This window comes from Pseudoalteromonas maricaloris, from assembly GCF_024746855.1.
GTDB classification, from domain to species: domain Bacteria; phylum Pseudomonadota; class Gammaproteobacteria; order Enterobacterales; family Alteromonadaceae; genus Pseudoalteromonas; species Pseudoalteromonas maricaloris.
Genome location: NZ_CP024626.1, coordinates 25,808 through 50,623, shown reverse-complemented (window position 1 = coordinate 50,623; position 24,816 = coordinate 25,808). Strand labels below are relative to the sequence as shown.

General features: G+C 42.0%; 3 protein-coding genes (1 of these 3 running past the window's edge). All 3 read right to left on the bottom strand.

From position 1 onward, the window contains the following. Tightly spaced (each overlapping or abutting the next), the 3 genes in view from CTT31_RS18170 to CTT31_RS18160 form a layout consistent with a single transcriptional unit that may run on beyond the window. Positions 1 to 2,969: the 5' portion of a condensation domain-containing protein gene (locus tag CTT31_RS18170; RefSeq protein WP_260492696.1), read on the bottom strand. Its footprint begins 2,611 nt before the window's first position; 2,969 of the gene's 5,580 nt are visible here — the first part of the coding sequence; it begins with the start codon at positions 2,967 to 2,969; the stop codon falls past the left edge of the window. Next, the gene (locus CTT31_RS18165; protein ID WP_260492695.1) at positions 2,969 to 16,906 is read right to left on the bottom strand and encodes a non-ribosomal peptide synthetase; all 13,938 of its coding nucleotides are present in this window, start codon (positions 16,904 to 16,906) and stop codon (positions 2,969 to 2,971) included. The genes CTT31_RS18170 and CTT31_RS18165 overlap by 1 nt, the downstream gene beginning before the upstream one ends. After that, positions 16,903 to 24,816 carry a non-ribosomal peptide synthetase gene (locus tag CTT31_RS18160; protein ID WP_260492694.1) on the bottom strand — a complete coding sequence of 2,638 codons (7,914 nt, stop codon included), beginning with the start codon at positions 24,814 to 24,816 and terminating at the stop codon, positions 16,903 to 16,905. Before CTT31_RS18160 ends, CTT31_RS18165 begins: the two co-directional genes overlap by 4 nt.

Below are 24,816 nucleotides of genomic sequence, written 5' to 3'. Positions count from 1 at the left end.
CAATACGCTACATGATGGTTGATGCCAGCAGAGTCACTAAATACAGATAAGTATGACTCTCTGATTGAGGGAACTTGTGTAAGTGCCTCTCTGACCTCGTCTAGTTCAATTCTAAAACCACGAATTTTAACTTGATCATCGGTACGACCTATAAATTGCATCGTGTCATCGTGATTTAGAACGACTCTATCACCCGTACGGTAGAAGCGACTAGGTTCATGAAGCAGATTATATTCTGCATACGCCAATTCGTTGTACTCTGGGTTGTTTATGTAACCTATGCTGACACTCGCGCCAGAGACACAAAGTTGACCAGGAATACCTTTTGGTAAAATCGCCCCAAACGGAGAAATAACGATCGGGTAGTTTCCTTCAACAACCTTACCAATCACATTATTTGCCACATTTTCTTCAATTAGCCCATATGAGATATTGACAGATAATTCAGTCGGCCCATATGCATTAATTGCTTTCTTATCTACTCTACTAATATATTCAAGCGTATTTGAGTGGATTTTTTTAGAAATGGTATCGCCACTTAAAATAAGGTGATAACGATCCTGTTCTTCAAACTCTTCAATCATTAGCTCAACTAACTGAGGAATACCGTTGAATACTTGAATGTCTCCTTCGCGCATAAGACGAAGTAAAGAAGCCGTATCTTGATACTGACTCTCGGCAGCGATAGTGACAGCCCCACCCAAAGAAAGTGCGGCCATACCTTTTAAAGACGCATCAAATGTATAACTAACATGCCATAACCAAGAACTGTGAGAAGGCAGGTCTAAATCTGCCATTTGACTAGCAAATACGTCACGGAAATGGCAAATATTACTGTGAGTAACCTCTACGCCTTTTGGTTTGCCACGTGAGCCAGATGTAAAAATCACGTATGCTGTTTCACCGAACTCAGCAGTTGCGTTAATGTTTGTATTTGGTAACGACACTAAACGCTCCAAAGTGTCAGGGTGGTCAATAGCAATGGCTTCAGGTCCCTCTAAACCAGGTAACATACATAAATTGTTATGGACAATTAAATGCTTAACATTGGCCTCAACAAAAATATTCTGAAATCGTTGGCTTGGATAGAAGCGATCAACAGGCACATACGCTGCACCAATTTTCATAATTGCCAAAATACTTATAGGAATATCTTCACATCGCTCTAAGCACAAAGCAACATTATCACCTGGCTTAACCCCTTTTTCTCTTAATAGGTGCGCAAACTGATTAGCTTTACCATTTAACTCTTCATAACTTAATGTTCGATCTAAAAACCTTATTGCGAGTGCGTGAGGTGATTTCTCAACTTGTCGCTCGAATAGCTCATTAAACCTAGTTTTTGATTTCGAAATAGAATGCACACTTTGAAGATCTTCAGCTATCAATCCTAACTCTTGAGAGTTCAACAACTGTAATTCACTCAGCTTTTGTTCAAACCCATTACTCATTGAGATAAGCAAATTACATATATGGTCTCCCAAAGGCGCAAGTACATCTTCAGAAAATCGATTCCGTGGGTAGGTAATACGAACCGACAAGGTGTCTGACATCGTTACCATAAACGTAAGGCCGTAATTTGTATATTCATCTGTTTGTACAGAATCTAATGTAAGCGAGTTTGCAGCTTGTACATCAACCCCCTTTTGATCTAACTCTGCAAAATTTGAAAATATGACTAACGAATCAAATAGAGATGCTCCATTACTCACTTCGCTATTTTTCTGGATTTCATTGAGTGGACAATAACTATAAGCGTTTGAGTTTGAGTACGAAGCACTTAAGTTTTCGAGTACATCTAACACAGATGTAAGATTGTTAAAGTTCACTCTAACAGGCAATGAGTTAATGAATAAGCCAACGATTGACTCGACACCTTTAACTTCTGCTGGCCTACCTGAAACCGTCGCGCCAAAAACGATATCTTTTTCACCGCTGTAACTCGCTAACAATAACGACCAAGCAGCTTGAAACACAGTATTGATTGTTACGCCATATTGATTCGCCAACGAGGAAAGCTTTTTCGTAGTGTCTCTATCTACATTAAAATAATAACGACCAACAGAATCTTCATTTTCAGCCAATTCAATCTGCTTATCTACAACGAGTGGTGTGGGGTAACTAAAACCTTGTAGGTAATCTTGCCAATATGTTTTCGCTTTCGTTTGGTCTTGCTCAACAAACCATTCAATATAGCTCTGATAAGGCGGTGTATCGGTAAGTTGAAGAGGTGAACCAATAGTTAAATGATCATAACATTGCATCACTTCTTTAAAGACAATACTTTGGCACCAACCATCTAACAAGGAGTGGTGTCTTGTCCAAACCAAATAAAATTCATCGTCTCTCCCCATGACTTTTGTCAATCGCATGAGAGGAGCTACGGCAAAATCGAAACCTTTATTTTTGTCTGCTTTTTTAAACTCATTCAATTTTCTCTGAAATTCATCTCTATCTAAATCTTTCCACTCTAGTGTGTTAAAAGGAATATTGGCTTTTTCCAGAACAACTTGATTAATAGTATGAGTTTCAAATCCTACAAAACAAGTTCGAAAAGTATCATGCCGCTGCGCTACCATTTGCCAAGCTTTTTGAAATTGTATGTCGTCCAAATTACCAAACAACTTATATACAGTTTGGCTGGTATAAGACTCACCAGTTCCATCTTCAAACCCATGGAATAACATCCCCTGCTGCATGGGTACTGCTGGATAAATATTTTCTACTTCGGTGTAATTTTTCTCTATTGCGTCTAGTTGTTCTTGAGTTAAATTTGCGAATGGAAAATCACTTGGTGTAAACCCCTTACTTTGGCTGAAAATAGCGAGTAAGTCTTCCTTATAAGTCCTTAGTTCAGAAAGTATTGTGTTATCTAAGTTACCATCGACATCAAATACTTTAAGTTTACCTTCTAGAACTTGAAGTTTGATATTCCGTTCATGTAAAGTTTGCAACAAATTGTTTAACATTATATTTCCAATCCTATAATCTCTTCTAATTTTATTAAGGAAGCTGAGTCGCTACTTTCTAACTCTAATAAATCTAGGTTTTTAATTTTATTCTTAAGATCGTTGCGTTGATTTACTTCTTCGCAAAAATCAACAACTTCTAATAACGCTTGCTGAAAATAAGTCAAAAGTAATTCCACTTTGTTCGCATCCTCATCAGATGAAAATACGATTGCAGTTACCTCGAACTGTTTACTTACAATACGAGCATTAAAAATAACGCTTCTACTCGTGTCATGCTCTAATGTCTCTTGGCCTCTTGACTCTGATGCTATGGAAAATGAACTATCCAGATCCGATAACACGTTATCGAACTGCCCCAAATAGTTAAATACAATAGATCTATCAACTTGGCCTTGTAATTTTTCTCTGACATCTTCTTCTGGTGAAAAATAAGATAACGCCCCAAAACTTAATCCCTTGTTAGGAACGTTGCGAATCGTTTCTTTTGTATACTTGACCCAGCTTTCAACATTATCTAATTCGGAATTAATCAATATCAAAGGATAGAAAGTCGTAAACCAGCCTATTGTTTCTGATACATCCAAATCTTTAGATAACATTTCACGCCCATGACCTTCCAAATTGATCTGAACTGCATCCAAGCCTAAACCTTGATTACAAGCTCTAAATAATGAGGCTAGCATCAATTCTTCTGGACGAGTACGAAAGGCATCATTGGCAGATCCTAAAAGTCGAGAGGTAATCAACGGCTTTAAGGTAAATGTGCTTTGACGAACTTGTTTTGTATAACTATTTTCAATATATATCCGATTACTTTTTGAAACGCAAGCGTATTCAGATAATTTATCGAGCCAATATTCCTGGTCACTTGAGAACCCTTTTTCTTTTGTAAAATGCTTTATAAATTGAGACCAGTTTTTATAGGAGCTTGTCTTCGCCGCTAGTTTCGGTGCACTGCCATTCTTTATTTGTTCGACTGCCACTTGGAGGTCTCTAAGTAAAATCCTCCAAGACACACCGTCTATCACCAAATGATGCGCTAGGATTAGTAACTTCTGCTTACCATCAGGTAATTTGATACAAACCACCTTAAATAATGGTCCTTGCTGTAAATCCAAAGACCGTTGCATCTGCTCACATGTCGATACGATGTATTCATACGAGGACAGCTCTATCATTTCTACCGAATTACAAACCATTGCAGAATCTAGCTCTTGATAGAAGTTTGTCCCAGACTCAAGGTCTTTAAAACGCATTCTAAAAACATCATGCCTTGTTAGTATCGCTTCAACTATCTGATGTAGATCACTTTCAGACATGCCATTTTTAACATTCAATAATAATGACTGATTAAAATGATGAGGGTTTTTACGGTTTTCATCAAAAAACATCCTCTGTACAGGTAACAATGGAGTGCGCCCTTCAACGGGTGCTTGCTCTAATAATGCGATACTCTCAGTGTGTTGCAGTATTAATGACAACTGCGCAACGGTTGGGGCATTAAAGATGTCTTTTACCTGACAAACATAACCAGCCTGACGCAGACGTGATACCAACTGTATACATACAATAGAGTCCCCACCCAAGCGGAAGAAGTTATCCTCTATGCCCACCTGCGCTAACCCCAACACATCTTGCCACACCTGACACAATGCTTGCTCTGTCTCATTACGAGGCGCCACAAACTCTTCGCTGTCTATCTCCGGGGCCGGCAATGCGCGCCTATCTAACTTGCCGTTTAACGTCAGCGGTAGTGCGCTTAACGTGACTATGTGGCTCGGTATCATATACTCTGGCAGTTTTGCGCCTAACTGCGACACTAAGTGTGTCGGGTCACACGTCTGCCCTTCTTGCATCACCACATACGCCACTAAATACACACTACCATCATCTCTGGCTCGGTCTATCACAGCCGCTTGACGTACTGTTCCCTCCTCACACAACACCGCTTCTATCTCACCTAACTCTATGCGATAGCCGCGGATCTTTACTTGGAAATCGTTACGCCCTAAATACTCTATATTGCCGTCCTCTCGACGACGTACCACATCCCCCGTTTTATATAACCGGGTATAGCCCAATGCCCTTGCCGCATCATCTACAAACGGGTTGTCAATAAAGCGCTCCGCCGTGAGCTCTGCACGATTTAAATACCCTCGAGCCAGTCCTGCGCCCCCTATGTACAATTCACCTTGCGTACCATTGGGCACTGGCTGTAATTGTTTGTTAAGGATATAGAGTTGCGTGTTATCTATCGCTTTGCCTATCGGTACATGGCTCGTAAACGCTTCTCGTGTGTCAAAATAACTCACATCCACTGACGCTTCCGTTGGGCCATATAAATTGTGTAATACCGCATCATGCTGCCCTAAACCATAAAAAGCATCCACATGACTCACCTGCAGTGCCTCTCCACTACTAAAAACTTGCTTAACACTGCGCGGTAATACCTTACCTTCACTCGACATCTCTGCACAAAATGCCGCTAACATCGAAGGCACGAAGTGTAATGTTGTCACTCCTGCCTCTTCTATCAATGTATGCAAGGCTTCTGGCTGTCTATGCACATCAGGTGCTGCCATCACCAACGAGGCGCCCGCCCAGTGCGCCCAAAATAACTCCCATACTGATACATCAAAAATGTAAGGCGTCTTTTGTAATACTTTGTCTTCACTACTTAACGGGTAGCGCTTTTGCATCCAGTTGATACGATTAACTATTGCACGATGCGCTATCATTACCCCTTTCGGCTGCCCTGTCGTTCCTGAGGTATAAATAACATATGCTAGATCTTCTGGCCCTGCTTTCAACGGCAGTGCTGTATCGCTGGCCACAGTATGCTTCATCACTTGTTCAACGGCTAACCATTCTGCTGCGCACTCTTGCTCTGCTAATCCGCCTTGCAAAGCTTCAGTACCCGCCGCATGCGTTAAGACAAACGGACACCCCGTATCTTTTAGGATAAAGGCCGTTCGCTCTGCTGGAAATTCTGGTGAAATTGGCACATATGCCCCCCCTGCTTTCAGCACAGCTAACACCGCAACCATCATTTCGACGCTTCTGTCCATATACAGACCAATCAAGGTATTCGCTGGCATCGCTTGCCTATGGCGCTGCTGATACCTATCACGCAACTCTCGTGCAAGCTGATTCGCCTGCGCATCAAGTTGCTGATAACTCAATTGGACCCCACCCATCTCTAAAGCGATATGCTCTGGGCTTGCTAATACTTGTCGTTCAAACTCGCTCACCAGAGTACCATGAATGGGATAAGTCGCTTGTGTATCGTTACCTTCTAATAAGGTCGCAGTGCGCTCTTGCTCATCCAATAGACATAACTGAGATAACCTCTCCACCTGGGGTAATTGCGTGAGAATACGCATTACCTGAGACAATAAACGCGTTGCTTGCTTGTTGCTTAGCCAATCTCCGTTGTAACACAAGGCCATCACTAGGCTCTCATCACGCTCAAACGCACGTAATGTGAGCGGATAGTCCATTTTCTCCACTGATTTTCTAAAATGAACCTGATTGATGATCCCTTCTGCCCCCTCTAAGGCCGTTCTTGGGTAGTTTTCAAATACGACTAAGCTATGGAATAAGCGATGACCCCCTTCCTGTAACTTCGCCAACGATATCGCACTATGACTGTTCAACATCGCGATACTTTGCTGAATTGATTGTAAAACGCCTTCAACGCTCTGCTGTTCATCCCACGACACCGAAAGTGGTAACGTATTGATGTATAAACCGACACTCGACTCAATACCCTCAATCGGTAAATCACGACCTGATACTGTTGTCCCCACTAATGTTTGATTATCTTGGGTATAGCCGTGAAGTAAGTAGTGCCAAGCAAACTGCAACGCAACATTCACCGTCGTCCCGCTTTCCCGACACATGTTCTTCAACTGAGCTAATGCATTCCCTGTTAGCTCCAGGGCCTGCTCTTTAGGAGCCGTATTAAGGTGGCTATCCGCCAGTTCAACTGAACTATCAAACAAGCCTCTTAGATCATTTGCTTCACCATACTGCTGCTTTTGTGCTTGCCAAAATGCTTCACTTTGCGCCTGACGGCTCATTTGGTAAGCCTGTGCATTTAAGTAAGCCTGATCTGGTTTTATCTCACACGTGAGACCTGCTTGCAATGCTTCATAATATTCGTGTACCGCTTGCCCCAGTACCGGCCCACTCCAGCCATCCGAAATACTGTGATGCTCTGTTTTAATCACCGTGTACAAGGTATCGCTTCGTTTAACGATGGTTAACCTAACCAGTCCCGGACGACTCAAGTCAAAGCCAATCATCCGTGCCTCTTGCTGCAACCGCTCGATTTCTTGCTCCTGTACATCTGACGCCAATTGACTAATGTCAACCACACTAAAGTGCTCGTCGGTTAGGCTAACCCCTGAAGTCACTATTTGTACTAGGGTATCTTGCCAATCAAAGCATACGCGTAAACTGGGGAAACGCAGTGACGCCATTTGCCATGCTTGACGGTAGTGCGCAATATTCAAAGCACAATGATAATCTAATAATACTTGGACTCTATACGCATCGTCGTCTGGCTCATTCAGGTGATAGTAGATAAAGCCCTGCTGTAAGCTGCTGGCAGGGTATAAGGCTTCAATGTCATGCGTCTTTTGTAAATACTGCAAACGAGCAGCTGACAATGTCGGAACCCCGTAATCACTCGGCGTTTTACGCCCCCCTAGCTTGGCTTGCGCACACCCTGCTGCCACAACCGCTGCTAACGCTGATGTAAACGCCTCATTAAAGTTGTGATGCACTAACTCAGATAGTCGACTTACCACTTTAAAGCGCAAGCGTCCCTCATATATCGCGCCAGTAACACTCAACAGTACACTGTCTTCGTTGCCTGCAGCGCTAGTCATGCCCACATCTTCTCCTACCAAAGACCAATCTTCAACTTGTCCTGAGCCATCTCCAAATTGGCCGAGGTAGTTAAACATGATAGTTGGCAAGGCTCCCCCAAGTTCACCTTTGTTACGCAGCGCACCAAACCCTAATCCTTTATTTGGCACCTGACGTAATGTTTCCTTCGTTGCAATTAACGTATCCGCAACGGTTTCTTGTCCTAACAAACGCACTGGATACAGTGTGGTAAACCAACCTATAGTACGCGATAAGTCCAATGTTTCGTCCATTGGCTCTCTACCGTGTCCTTCTAATCCTAGCGTATACGCTTGCTCACCCAGTGTTTCACTTAACGCTAATACCATAGCGCTCAACAACACATCATTAATCTCGGTATTAAAACCTTCGTTAGTATCTCGTAATAGATGCGCTGTTACTTCTGAAGACTGTTGTAATACATCAACCATGATTGTTTCTTCAGCAGTTGGCAAACTGCAAGGGGTTGCCATAACCCCCTGCCAATACCGTATTTCTTCTGTATCTGGTTCTAATGCCTTTAATGCATGAACCCACTGGCGATAACTACTTGTTTTATCTGGCAGTGTATGCCCTTGCATAATCATGCTCAAGTCATCTACTAAAATACGCCAAGAAACAGCATCCACAATCAGATGGTGTAACGCCATAAACAATCGAGCACTTCCATCGTCATAGCCCGTTAAGTGTACAGCACACCATAATGGCCCAAACTGGTAATCAAACTCAGACTGAAAAGCTGTAAGTTGCTGGTGTAACTGCGCCTCATCTAAGTTACTAACGTCTAATGTTAACAGCTCGGTGTTTACCTCATCCATCCCATAATACTGTTGTTTATTATCGATAAATCGACAGCGCAACATATCGTGTCTCGCAACTAGTGCTTCGAGCCCAGCTTGCAATGCTTGGGGGCTTACTGTGCTAGGAAGACGTACCATAAAGGCTTGATTCCAATGATGAGGTGCTGGTAATGCCTTATCAAAAAACCATTGCTGAATGGGTAATAAATCAAATGTCCCAACCAACTCGCCTTGCTCAGCTTCAACCTGAGCAACTCCGTTCAGCATGTTGTCTGCTAATAAACAAGACAACTGCGCAACGGTTGGGGCATTAAAGATGTCTTTTACCTGACAAACATAACCAGCCTGACGCAGACGTGATACCAACTGTATACATACAATGGAGTCCCCACCCAAGCGGAAGAAGTTATCCTCTATGCCCACCTGCGCTAACCCCAACACATCTTGCCACACCTGACACAATGCTTGCTCTGTCTCATTACGAGGCGCCACAAACTCTTCGCTGTCTATCTCCGGGGCCGGCAATGCGCGCCTATCTAACTTGCCGTTTAACGTCAGCGGTAGTGCGCTTAACGTGACTATGTGGCTCGGTATCATATACTCTGGCAGTTTTGCGCCTAACTGCGACACTAAGTGTGTCGAGTCACACGTCTGCCCTTCTTGCATCACCACATACGCCACTAAATACACACTACCATCATCTCTGGCTCGGTCTATCACAGCCGCTTGACGTACTGTTCCCTCCTCACACAACACCGCTTCTATCTCACCTAACTCTATGCGATAGCCGCGGATCTTTACTTGGAAATCGTTACGCCCTAAATACTCTATATTGCCGTCCTCTCGACGACGTACCACATCCCCCGTTTTATATAACCGGGTATAGCCCAATGCCCTTGCCGCATCATCTACAAATGGGTTATCAATAAAGCGCTCCGCCGTGAGCTCTGCACGATTTAAATACCCTCGAGCCAGTCCTGCGCCCCCTATGTACAATTCACCTTGCGTACCATTGGGCACTGGCTGTAATTGTTTGTTAAGGATATAGAGTTGCGTGTTATCTATCGCTTTGCCTATCGGTACATGGCTCGTAAACGCTTCTCGTGTGTCAAAATAACTCACATCCACTGACGCTTCCGTTGGGCCATATAAATTGTGTAATACCGCATCATGCTGCCCTAAACCATAAAAAGCATCCACATGACTCACCTGCAGTGCCTCTCCACTACTAAAAACTTGCTTAACACTGCGCGGTAATACCTTACCTTCACTCGACATCTCTGCACAAAATGCCGCTAACATCGAAGGCACGAAGTGTAATGTTGTCACTCCTGCCTCTTCTATCAATGTATGCAAGGCTTCTGGCTGTCTATGCACATCAGGTGCTGCCATCACCAACGAGGCGCCCGCCCAGTGCGCCCAAAATAACTCCCATACTGATACATCAAAAATGTAAGGCGTCTTTTGTAATACTTTGTCTTCACTACTTAACGGATAGCGCTTTTGCATCCAGTTGATACGATTAACTATTGCACGATGCGCTATCATTACCCCTTTCGGCTGCCCTGTCGTTCCTGAGGTATAAATAACATATGCTAGATCTTCTGGCCCTGCTTTCAACGACAGTGCTGTATCGCTGGCCACAGTATGCTTCATCACTTGTTCAACGGCTAACCATTCTGCTGCGCACTCTTGCTCTGCTAATCCGCCTTGCAAAGCTTCAGTACCCGCCGCATGCGTTAAGACAAACGGACACCCCGTATCTTTTAGGATAAAGGCCGTTCGCTCTGCTGGAAATTCTGGTGAAATTGGCACATATGCCCCCCCTGCTTTCAGCACAGCTAACACCGCAACCATCATTTCGACGCTTCTGTCCATATACAGACCAATCAAGGTATTCGCTGGCATCGCTTGCCTATGGCGCTGCTGATACCTATCACGCAACTCTCGTGCAAGCTGATTCGCCTGCGCATCAAGTTGCTGATAACTCAATTGGACCCCACCCATCTCTAAAGCGATATGCTCTGGGCTTGCTAATACTTGTCGTTCAAACTCACTCACCAGAGTACCATGAATGGGATAAGTCGCTTGTGTATCGTTACCTTCTAATAAGGTCGCAGTGCGCTCTTGCTCATCCAATAGACATAACTGAGATAACCTCTCCACCTGGGGTAATTGCGTGAGAATACGCATTACCTGAGACAATAAACGCGTTGCTTGCTTGTTGCTTAGCCAATCTCCGTTGTAACACAAGGCCATCACTAGGCTCTCATCACGCTCAAACGCACGTAATGTGAGCGGATAGTCCATTTTCTCCACTGATTTTCTAAAATGAACCTGATTGATGATCCCTTCTGCCCCCTCTGAGGCCGTTCTTGGGTAGTTTTCAAATACGACTAAGCTATGGAATAAGCGATGACCCCCTTCCTGTAACTTCGCCAACGATATCGCACTATGACTGTTCAACATCGCGATACTTTGCTGAATTGATTGTAAAACGCCTTCAACGCTCTGCTGTTCATCCCACGACACCGAAAGTGGTAACGTATTGATGTATAAACCGACACTCGACTCAATACCCTCAATCGGTAAATCACGACCTGATACTGTTGTCCCCACTAATGTTTGATTATCTTGGGTATAGCCGTGAAGTAAGTAGTGCCAAGCAAACTGCAACGCAACATTCACCGTCGTCCCGCTTTCCCGACACATGTTCTTCAACTGAGCTAATGCATTCCCTGTTAGCTCCAGGGCCTGCTCTTTAGGAGCCGTATTAAGGTGGCTATCCGCCAGTTCAACTGAACTATCAAACAAGCCTCTTAGATCATTTGCTTCACCATACTGCTGCTTTTGTGCTTGCCAAAATGCTTCACTTTGCGCCTGACGGCTCATTTGGTAAGCCTGTGCATTTAAGTAAGCCTGATCTGGTTTTATCTCACACGTGAGACCTGCTTGCAATGCTTCATAATATTCGTGTACCGCTTGCCCCAGTACCGGCCCACTCCAGCCATCCGAAATACTGTGATGCTCTGTTTTAATCACCGTGTACAAGGTATCGCTTCGTTTAACGATGGTTAACCTAACCAGTCCCGGACGACTCAAGTCAAAGCCAATCATCCGTGCCTCTTGCTGCAACCGCTCGATTTCTTGCTCCTGTACATCTGACGCCAATTGACTAATGTCAACCACACTAAAGTGCTCGTCGGTTAGGCTAACCCCTGAAGTCACTATTTGTACTAGGGTATCTTGCCAATCAAAGCATACGCGTAAACTGGGGAAACGCAGTGACGCCATTTGCCATGCTTGACGGTAGTGCGCAATATTCAAAGCACAATGATAATCTAATAATACTTGGACTCTATACGCATCGTCGTCTGGCTCATTCAGGTGATAGTAGATAAAGCCCTGCTGTAAGCTGCTGGCAGGGTATAAGGCTTCAATGTCATGCGTCTTTTGTAAATACTGCAAACGAGCAGCTGACAATGTCGGAACCCCGTAATCACTCGGCGTTTTACGCCCCCCTAGCTTGGCTTGCGCACACCCTGCTGCCACAACCGCTGCTAACGCTGATGTAAACGCCTCATTAAAGTTGTGATGCACTAACTCAGATAGTCGACTTACCACTTTAAAGCGCAAGCGTCCCTCATATATCGCGCCAGTAACACTCAACAGTACACTGTCTTCGTTGCCTGCAGCGCTAGTCATGCCCACATCTTCTCCTACCAAAGACCAATCTTCAACTTGTCCTGAGCCATCTCCAAATTGGCCGAGGTAGTTAAACATGATAGTTGGCAAGGCTCCCCCAAGTTCACCTTTGTTACGCAGCGCACCAAACCCTAATCCTTTATTTGGCACCTGACGTAATGTTTCCTTCGTTGCAATTAACGTATCCGCAACGGTTTCTTGTCCTAACAAACGCACTGGATACAGTGTGGTAAACCAACCTATAGTACGCGATAAGTCCAATGTTTCGTCCATTGGCTCTCTACCGTGTCCTTCTAATCCTAGCGTATACGCTTGCTCACCCAGTGTTTCACTTAACGCTAATACCATAGCGCTCAACAACACATCATTAATCTCGGTATTAAAACCTTCGTTAGTATCTCGTAATAGATGCGCTGTTACTTCTGAAGACTGTTGTAATACATCAACCATGATTGTTTCTTCAGCAGTTGGCAAACTGCAAGGGGTTGCCATAACCCCCTGCCAATACCGTATTTCTTCTGTATCTGGTTCTAATGCCTTTAATGCATGAACCCACTGGCGATAACTACTTGTTTTATCTGGCAGTGTATGCCCTTGCATAATCATGCTCAAGTCATCTACTAAAATACGCCAAGAAACAGCATCCACAATCAGATGGTGTAACGCCATAAACAGTCGAGCACTTCCATCGTCATAGCCCGTTAAGTGTACAGCACACCATAATGGCCCAAACTGGTAATCAAACTCAGACTGAAAAGCTGTAAGTTGCTGGTGTAACTGCGCCTCATCTAAGTTACTAACGTCTAATGTTAACAGCTCGGTGTTTACCTCATCCATCCCATAATACTGTTGTTTATTATCGATAAATCGACAGCGCAACATATCGTGTCTCGCAACTAGTGCTTCGAGCCCAGCTTGCAATGCTTGGGGGCTTACTGTGCTAGGAAGACGTACCATAAAGGCTTGATTCCAATGATGAGGTGCTGGTAATGCCTTATCAAAAAACCATTGCTGAATGGGTAATAAATCAAATGTCCCAACCAACTCGCCTTGCTCAGCTTCAACCTGAGCAACTCCGTTCAGCATGTTGTCTGCTAATAAACAAGACAACTGCGCAACGGTTGGGGCATTAAAGATGTCTTTTACCTGACAAACATAACCAGCCTGACGCAGACGTGATACCAACTGTATACATACAATGGAGTCCCCACCCAAGCGGAAGAAGTTATCCTCTATGCCCACCTGCGCTAACCCCAACACATCTTGCCACACCTGACACAATGCTTGCTCTGTCTCATTACGAGGCGCCACAAACTCTTCGCTGTCTATCTCCGGGGCCGGTAATGCGCGTCTATCTAACTTGCCGTTTAACGTCAGCGGTAGTGTGCTTAACGTGACTATGTGGCTCGGTATCATATACTCTGGCAGTTTTGCGCCTAACTGCGACACTAAGTGTGTCGAGTCACACGTCTGCCCTTCTTGCATCACCACATATGCCACTAAATACACACTACCATCATCTCTGGCTCGGTCTATCACAGCTGCTTGACGTACTGATGTCTCCTCACACAACACCGCTTCTATCTCACCTAACTCTATGCGATAGCCGCGGATCTTTACTTGGAAATCATTACGCCCTAAATACTCTATATTGCCGTCCTCTCGACGACGTACCACATCCCCCGTTTTATATAACCGGGTATAGCCCAATGCCCTTGCCGCATCGTCTACAAACGGGTTGTCAATAAAGCGCTCCGCCGTGAGCTCTGCTCGATTTAAATACCCTCGAGCCAGTCCTGCGCCCCCTATGTACAATTCACCTTGCGTACCATTGGGCACTGGCTGTAATTGTTCATCTAGAACATAAAGTAAGACATTTCGAATTGGCAACCCAATAAGTGCGTCATCCCCTTCACACTGATATTTATGAGTACTCGCACAAACAGTTGATTCCGTTGGACCATAAGCATTAATGACGCATGAATTCTTACGAAACGTTTCTAGGACACCTTTAGCTGGAGTTTCACCGGCTGATACGAGGACTTTTAATGCTAACCCCCCCTGTTCTGCCATAATTTGTAGCAATGCAGGTGGTATGGTTGCTAAGTCAATATTGTTATTCTGAATTAACTTTCTTAAGTTATCGGCTTCGCGATCTTCATCACTACAAATAAACACCTCATGACCATTGCTTAGCCCAATAAACAGCTCTGATACAGACGCGTCAAAGGTATAGCTTGCGAACAGTAATGAACGCTGACATTCGGACGCATGAAAAGCTAGTTGTTGAGCATAAACAAGGTGTACGGCATTGCAATGCTCAATCATTACACCTTTAGGGTTTCCTGTAGTACCTGAAGTGTAAATTACGTATGCGAGATTACAGGAACTGGCATCACTAACAAAAGGTGCTATTGATTCATCAGCACTACTCATTACTAGATCTAATTCAATTAAATCAGGACCATTTATCATATCTGATAATTCAATATCTAGTTTAGGTATGAGCGAAGATTGCGACAGAATAAATGAAGTATTTGTATCGTCCACTATGTACTGCGTTCTTGCAGGAGGAAAGTCGGGAGAGATGGGCACATAGGTAGCACCAGCTTTTAAGCAGGCTAAGATCCCCACCACCATTTCAAAACCACGTTCAAAATATAAACCAACTAAGGTTTCCGCAGGCATATCGTGACTATATTTCTCAAAATAGTTTCGTCTAAGTAATTTAGCCGCTTGATTAGCTTTATCATTAAGCTCAGCATAAGTCAGGCTACTGCCTTTGAAAGTTAACGCGACTCTATCAGGTGATTTACTAACTTGGGACTCAAACAATTGATGCAAAAGTAAGTCTTTAGGGTAATCAAGCTGTGTATCATTCCAGCGGTGTAATACCTCTTCCCTATCCCTTCCTTCCAATACAGTTACCGTTTCTCTATTCGCTACACCCAATGAATTCAACATCTGACTAATGGATGCCTTAGGCTCAGAGTGAGCAAAAACTTCCAATATACTTTGAAGCTCGTCCAATAAGTGCTTAGCTTTTTTATCTGAAAATAATTGCTGCTGATAACCTAAATGAAAGCCAAGTGAAACAGCAGGTAATACAACTAACGCTAAGGGCTGACTTGTTTGGTTTTTGTGACCAACATCTTGAACAAAGGGTGTTTCATCTGAGTCATTTTTTTCTACTAGGTAGTTTTCGAAAACAACTAAAGACTCAAATAATTTGCCATTAATAGGCGCTTGTTTTTGAATTTCTGTCAGAGGGTAGTAACTATGTTCATTGCTTTGGACAAGATAATCTTGAATACTTTTACACCAGTCTACTAACGAGCCCTCTCCTGTGAACTGGCTAACAACAGGAATACTATTTATGAATAATCCAATTGTCTTTTCAACATTTCTTAACGTCGCAGGCCTACCAGCTACCGTAGCACCAAAACTGATTATGTTACTATTACTTTCTTTGTGAACTAATAATGCCCAAGCGCCCATTACTAAACTGTTTAGTGTAATACTTTGATTACGACAACACTGGTTTAATTGTTCAGTTAGACGTTCTGATAGATTAATCTTACATGCGTTAAACCTCGGAGCCCCCCCCTGATCTTGGTCAGCTAATAAAACTAAGTGATTGAGCGGCTGTAATTTATTGCGCCAATAACTTGCAGTTTCTTTGTGATCTTGCTTGGATAACCAATGAATATAGCGCTTGTAATCACTCTCTAACGCAACCTTCCTCGGAGACTTCCCTTGTTGTATTGTCTTGTAATTTTCAATCAAGCCTTGCAATACCAAGTTAGAACACCAGCCGTCCACTAACGCATGATGGTATGTCCATACCATTCGGTGACTACCATCAGCTAAATTAAACGTCGCAACCCTTAATAAAGGAGGATGTTCAAAATCAAACTCTACTAACTGATCATTTTCCAAAAACTGTTGAAATTGTAGCTCATGCTCAGCCTCACTCAAATGTGTGTGATCGTAGTTACTCCATGGAATATCGGACGATTTGCAAACTAATTGCTGCAACTGCGATTCTTGACCAACAAAAGCTGTACGAAATATCGAGTGTTGCTGTAAAAGGAACTCCCAAGCCAATTTCATGTCATCTAAATCTATAGACTTATCAAGTCGACACCAAAGTTGGTTAACATACAGAGAGGCCCCTTTGTCTTTTAGACTATGAAAGATCATCCCAGCTTGCATAGAGGTTGCAGCATATATATCTTCGATTTCATACTTCTCTTGCCATGCACTAAGCTGACTTGAAGTGACAGTTGCAAGCGGGAAGTCAGAAACCGTTAAAGTTTGAATATTCTTTTGTTCTGCAAGCAACCGTTGCTCTTCTTTTAATAAACTTATTAGCTCAGATTTGTTTTGCTTTAGCAACTCAAGTTGTTGCTGAGATATTTTGCCTTTAGCAGCACCAATGCGAATATTCTCTCTCTCAAGAAAAATTTTAACGCCATTTGCTCTTAGCTCTCTTAACAGATTGAACGTATTCAAATTGTAAATTCCTCAATATTTTGTTCTTCTTCTGTAGAATTTGCCATTGAATGGTTATCCAACCGTGCAGAATTTTCAGGTTCGTTATCAATAAGCTCTAGCACCATCAAACAGTGTGTAGCGATAAGCTCAACTTGAGTACGCATAAGCGCCAACAAATCAAAAGCTGACGATTTATTTACCTTCGCTGTGTCAATCGACAAATAAAACTTCAACGTACCATCAATTAAAACCGCATTTATATAGATACCGTTTCTTTGCTGTTGCATAGGACAACGCTCATTACCTCGGTTTTCTTGAGCAACGCCAAAGGCACTATTATCAGAAAATGTCGCATCAAATTGACCAAGATAATTGAATTCAACAGCCAATTCTTGATTTTGAATCACAGAACCCTGTTTATTTAACAACCCAAAGCCAAGTCCATTGGAAGGTACAACGCGCATACTTTCTTTGACTACCTTGATCACCTCCCCTGTATTAGTGCATTGAGATATATCAATGTGCACAGGGTAGTAGGTCGTTAACCATCCCATTAATCGACTTGGAGTTACCTCATCCAATGTTTCTCTACCATGGCCTTCTAAATAGGTAATAAAACGATTATTTTCTGTCCATAAATTTAATGCGAGTATTACTCCAGAAAGCAGTAATTCTTGCGTGCCTGTTCTATAAGCTGTGTTAGCAGCACTTACAAGCTCATTACTCATTATTTCATCCAGCTCAAACTGAAGCGAGATCAGTTCATTTTGCGTATTAGCATCGAAATTTACGATACGATGAGGCCAATTGTCGACCTTTTTAGCAAGTTGACTATGCCAGTAACTAGACTCTTTTTCAAATTCAATGGATTGGCTATATCGCTCAACATGTTCACTCCACTGTTTTAAAGAGAGCGTTTGTGGTATAAGCTCTAAAGAAGAGTTTTGCTCAATTTGTTCAAACAAGCAATTCAGATCGTCCAACATTAAGCGCCACGACATACCATCTACTAACAAATGATGGAGAACAATAAACAACCTTTCCGGCTGCCCATTATCTTCAAAAAGACAAACTTTAAACAACGGAGGCTGGCTTAAATCAAAACTTGATTGAAGTGCATCAATTTCCGCTTTCATATTCTTCATCGAGGAATAACTTATCGCTTTATCTAACAGTTCGCCCTCGTTTGGTTCAAAGTACATTTTATCATCAACACTATACTGTCTCAGTGAGTCATGGGTATTGACCAAACATTCAAACATCTGTCTCAATACTTTTAGGTTTAAAGACTCTGGTACAGTTAATAAAATAGATTGGTTGTAGTGATGTTCATTAACTAACTTTCTGTTAAAAAATTGCTGCTGCATAGGCAACAACAGACTTTCCCCTTCACTCTTTTGATTAGGTTGCAGTTTATCTGGTTCTTCTACCATAGTTGATAGTTCTTTAACTGTTGGATAGTCAAATAGTGTTTGTAGAGAGAATTTGACACCTTTTTTCTGTCCTTCTGCAACAGCTTGTATTGCTGAGATTGAATCACCGCCTAAATTAAAAAAGTTATCCTCAATACTAATTATTGTTCGTCCAAGAACCTTAGTAAAAATATGGCAAAGTAAAGTTTCTAACTCAGTTTTAGGCTCTACCACCTCACGAGGTTTTTGCTCTTCCTTTGGTAGCGGTAAAGCATCAAAATCAATTTTACCATTCTGATTTGTAGCAATGCTTTCCACTTGAACAATAGCCCAAGGCATCATGTATTTAGGTAACCGTTTCTTTAACTCTAATAAGAGGTGCTGTTCCAATTGCTCTACTGTTTGCTCCGAGTCGCTATATATAACGTACGCTACAACTCTTGTTCTACCTTCTACTTCGACAGTATTTACAGCACAATTATCAACAACTTCGCAAGCTATAATATTAGAACGGATATCGTTCAACTCTATTCGAAAACCATCTATACTGACTTGGTTATCAATGCGTGAGATAAAGACAAGTTGACCACTTTCATTCACTGAAACGAGATCTCCTGTCTTGTAATACCTTACTTGATCACGATAAGAAAATTTGTCTGCAGTTAACTCAGGCTGATTAACATACCCCTTTGCCAAACAAGGCCCACTCACCCATAATTCACCTTTACCACCAAAAGGTACTTCTCGCCCTTTGTGGTCTAAAACTAATACGGAGGTATTTTCCATCGGTCTACCGATAGGCACAGGGCCACTAGAAATCGTGTTCTCCCCAACTAGTGGGTATATCAGACAACCAACCGTTGATTCACTTGGGCCGTAATGATTATAGATTTTAGCTTTACGTAGCCTATGTTTTAATTTGTTGACCATTTCAAAGTATAGCTGCTCGCCCCCTATTACAAACACATGGGGAGTTTCGTTAACCTCTTTATTTTCCAAGAGCATGTTTAGTGCTACTACATGCATAGGCGTCATTCTTACCAATACAGGACTATTCGAAGGGTTTGATACATATTCTGCCAACTGCTCTATTTCTTTATTTGGTGTCGACAGTATCACCTGATCACCACAGAGTAAGGGGAGTAACAGTGATGGCACAGAAATATCAAAACCATGAGAAGTAACGACAAAACTACCTATTGAACAGTCTTTGTAATAGTTTTCTCGGGCATATACACAATAATCTGTGAGCGCCCTATGTGAAATTTCCACACCTTTTGGGGTTCCTGTTGATCCTGATGTATAAACAATATATGCAGTATCATTTGGATTAGGAAACGCTACATCTATGCTATCTTGAGCATATTCTTCAAACCAGCCCTCAGAAAAACAATCATCAAGTGTAAAATAATCGACACTTGATAACGCATTCTGCTCAGCAAATGACTCCTCAACCAATACCACATCAACATCCGCATCAATCAAAATAGCTTCGATTCGGTTTTGATTTAAGCTTGGTTCAATAGGAATGTAACTCGCACCACTCATCATGATGCCTAACATACTTACTAATAAATGTGCTTTCCTAGTACTTAAAATCGCAACGGTACAATTAGCTCCAACTTCCATTTGCTCTAAGGCTGCAGCAAGTCTTATTGCTCGGTTATGCACCTGTAAATAACTATACTCGCCAAGTTCATCAGTAATCGCTATTTTATGTTCTGAGTGTCTCAACACATCACTAAATAGCTCTATGACGGTTTTTTCTCTGTCTATATTGTTTTCATTACCGTCAATCAAAAACGAGTTTTCGTTAGGTAGAAGCTGCTGAATTGCTACATCTGGATCACGGCATATGTTTTCAAGCAACTGATTGTACCCGAGAGCCATTTTCTCTATTAAAGCTGGACTGAATAATTCATCCTTAAATGTCCACTCTAATGAGATACCATCTGCATCTTCCATTGCAGTCAAGTCTAGATCGAACCGAGTAACCTCATTGTCTAGCTGTTTTGCCATTATTTTCATATCCGGCACGTTTAGCTCACCAGTCTGATAGTTTTGCAGCACAAACTTTATTTGGCACAACGCATTATGGCTCAAGCTGGGCTTCACATCTAACGCTTCCACAATATGCTCAAATGGCAGTTGGTTATGCTCAAAAGCTGACAATATTCCTTGACCATTAATCTTTAATAGCTCATTAAATGTTTGCTCTAATTCAAAGTGTGTATGAATTGGGATCAGGTTTAAAAACAAGCCAACGATATCGGTTAATTGTTGCTGTTCTCTGCCATTAAAAGGTGTGCCAATTACGATACTTCTATCTTGGCTATAGCTAGACAGCAATACTGCAAATGATGTTTGCAATACGCTAAACAATGTCACCTTTTGTTTCACACAATAAGACTTCAATGTTTGATACACGTTTTCTTCAATGCGGAAATATTTAGAGGTCGCAGCAAAAGTTTGATGTGCTGGACGACTATTTTTTAATGGTAAGCCATGGACTTTTGGAGCTTGCGACAAATAACCACGCCAAAAGTCAATATGCCTGTTAATTTTTTCTTCTGTCAATTGCTCTCGTTGCCACCGAGCGTAATCGTAGTAGCTAATTGCAGACGTGTTAACTTCCTCTTCATTATTCTTATAACAGCCAATAACCTCATTGGTAAGTATCTCTACAGAAAGCCCATCCGCAGCGATATGGTGGACGCATACCAATAGCAAATGACGACCTTCACTCAATTTAACGACTTTAACTTTAAGCAATATATCTTTTGCCAAATCAAAAGGCGTCATTACATGCGCTCGAGAAATGGCTTTTAGTCTATCTTGCTGAATTGATGTATCAAAATGAGAGATATCTTCTTGGGTAAACTCGCACGTAGAATCGTCATGAAAATCTACTTTTAATTCGCCATCTACAAGAAAAAACCGACTCCTTAATACATCCCTTCGCTCAACGACTGTATTAAACGCTTTTGATAACCTTAATACATCTAAGTCACCTTCAAATTCAAATGCCGCCGCCATATTATACTTGCATGAATTGCCTTCTAACCTTTCATCAAACCACATTCGAGCTTGAGCAAATGACGGCGTTTTAACCGGGTTAGTATCAGGTTGAATCAGCTGGTTCACGTTAGCTTCTTTGTTGAGAGTAGCAACATGTTTACTAAATTGCTCAATTGTCGGGTTTTCAAATAACACTCGAAGTGGAATCTGAAGTCCTATCTGGGCACATAACTCATTCACAATTTTACTAGCGAGTAAAGAGTGTCCTCCTTTTGCAAAAAAATCGTCGTCTATACTTATCGTGTCTATTTGCAGGGCAGAACAGAATACTTTACACATTGCTGTTTGTAGGGGTGTTTTAGGTAAAACGATTGGTTTATCTGTAACTTCTTCTGCTTGAGGCAGTGCTTTAAAGTCAACTTTTCCATTGGCCGTTAAAGGAAACTTCATGACAGTTACGAAAATTGACGGCAACATGTAATCTGCCAATGTAGTAGCTAAAACCGCTTTTATTTGCTCAAAGAAATCTCGTTCATCTGATTTCTCAATCCAAACCATGTCACCAATATTAGGTTGTATGTAAGCGGTAATACGTGACTGGCTTCCTTCACCAACAATTCTAACAATCGCTTTTTCTACTGCTGTAATTTTATTTAATTGAACTTCTATCTCGCCCAGCTCAATGCGATATCCTCTAACTTTTACCTGTTGATCTACACGGCCAACAAAAATGATGTTGCCATCATCACGATAACGACCAATATCACCCGTACGATATAACCGCTGATTAGTCACAGGGTGGTGTATGAATCTCTCACGCGTGAGTTGTTCAGCCTTATAATATTCTCTCGCTACGCCTTCACCGGCTATGAATAGCTCTCCGTCTACACCAATTGGACAAGGTACTAGTGCATCGTTCAGTATCAAAAACCTTTGATTTGTAATTGGTTTACCATAAGGGATACTAGACCATTGAGTGGTATCTTCATGAATATCATAGTGAATTGACCAAATAGCCCCTTCTGTCGCCCCCCCCAAGCTATGAGTACGTACACCTGGAAAATGCTCTTTAAGCATAGGAGGTAGTGTAGGTGGAACCCAGTCACCACTCATTAAAATATGGCGCAAAGACGCTGTGCTCTTTCGATTTTGGTATACCAATTGGTCGACGAGCATACCAGCAGATACTGGTACCGTATCCCAAATACTGATGCCGAACTTTTCTACACATGCTAACCAGTGGGCAGGCTCTTTCGCTTGATCTTGTTGCGGAAATACAACCCGGCCGCCACAGGCGAGTAAGCCAAAAATATCGTAAACTGAAAGATCAAAGCTTAATGCAGAGACAACCAACACACTATCATGATTAGTAACGGCAAAACGGGCGTTAATGTCAAGAATGGTGTTTACAGCCATCCTATGCTCTATTGCCACACCTTTCGGTTTTCCTGTAGACCCTGAAGTAAAAATAACATAAGCCAAGCGTTTTGACTGAACATCATTTTGCCATTTTGAAGGTTCCTCTGGCACAACGACAAGCTTATCTATATCAATGAATTCCTTTATATGCGCTAATTGGCCCGATGCTTCCTGCCCTATAAGTATGCGGCACTGTGCTTGTTCAAATATGCCTTCACAGCGAGCACAGGGCCAGTCAACCTCTACGGGTAAATACGCCCCACCAGCCATAACAACAGCGAGTGTTGCGATCGCTTGTTCACGACCTTTTGGCAATCGAACAGCAACAAGCTCTTCTGCCGTAATCTTTGGTTTTATTATCTTAGCCAAGCTAGCTGCTGAGTCAAATAGCGAACGGTAGCTAATCTCCCCTTGTTCATCACACACTGCAATAGCCTCTGGCGTTCGAATCACAGAGTCAATAAATAGTTCATGGAGTGTTTTGTCACTATCGCAATCACTAATAAAGCTTTGTTCTGGCTTTGTCTTTTCCTGCAATGCTAAGGTTTGTGCATCATTCATCAAAGGATAAGATTCTATTGGTAACTCAGGGTTTGCAATGATGGCTTCAATTATATTTTTGTAATGTTGAGATAACGAAACGATTCTATCGTGTTGAAATAAATTTTTGTTATAAGTCCAAACTGCGTGAAATTCACCTTCCTTCTCAACAATCGCTAACTCTAAATCAAATCGACTTACTTTCGCCTTGATATTTAAGGGTTGAATTTGCAACCCTGGTAATTTAAGCGTTCTTCCATCGATATTCTCATAAGAAAATTGAATTTGAAATAATGGCTCATGACTACTACTTCGCTCTGGATTGACTCGCTCAACAACCTTTTCAAATGGTGCATCAGCGTGGCTCAACGCCTCACTCATCATAGCTCGACTATGCGCTAAAAATTGCGTAAAAGGTTCCTTTAAGTCTACTTTGAATCTTTGTACTACGCTGTTCACAAAGAGTCCTATCATATTTTGACATTGCAAGTTTCTGCCAGAAACAGGTGTACCAATAGCAATGTCCTGATGATTACTATACCTTGCTATTAACGCTGCAAACACCGAGTTTAACAACATAAAGGGGGTAACATTAAAAGCTGAACAAATGTCCTTTACACCTTTATATACTGTATGTTCGAAGGGCTGATCTAAAGACCTTCCCTCAAAAGTTCTTTGTATTGGCCGTTTATAACACAAATTTAAACTGTGAACTTGTGGTAATCCTTCAAGTTGTTTGTCCCAATACTCTAGCAAACTAGGCATAGCTTGAATGTTAGCTGGGTGCTTTTGCCAATGAGCGAAGTCAGCATATTGGAGAGTTAACTCTGGTAATTGTGGAGATGTACCTGTCACCTTAGCGCGATACAACTCTCCTAATTCTGCAACAAAAATATCGGCAGACCGACCATCTGATGTTATATGGTGTTGCACGATAATTAACGTATGATGCTCTTTATCATGTTTTGCTAGAATGCATTTCAGCAATAAGTCTTTCGATAGATCGAAATGAACGTCGGCCTCGGTTGCGATCAAGTTAAGCACTTCATTTTCATTAGATGCTATTTCAACCTGGCTTAATACTAATTTTCGTCCTGGCTGAACACTCTGGTATACCTCTCCTTCATGCTCACAGTAAACACTATGTAAAATTTCATGCCTTTCTATCAAATCATTTAATGACTGCTCTAGCGCTGCTGAATCAAGTGTACCTTTCAAGTCCAACGCGACGATATTGTGATAATGATTTGACTGTTGCTCTAGAGCATCTACAAAATATAAACGATTTTGAGCATATGAAGCTTTTAACAAGCCTTGCCTGTTAACAGCAGTGATATTACCCGAGTCGAAAACATGGCTTGATAAATAGCTAATCAGCTCTTCTTTCAACGCTCCTATGCGTTTAGCTATTTCTGGTGTTATTGCATCAGCTTTACTCTTACTTTTTAGTTTTCCATCTGCTAAAAATAGCTGTATTCCCAATTGATTTAATTCTGACAAGAAAACTTGTACATGTTCAAAATTATTATTAGTTTGCAT

Bases quoted from the DNA above. Each gene is read 5' to 3' on its own strand.
- CTT31_RS18160 (WP_260492694.1), bottom strand. From the start codon at position 24,816: ATGCAAACTAATAATAATTTTGAACATGTACAAGTTTTCTTGTCAGAA.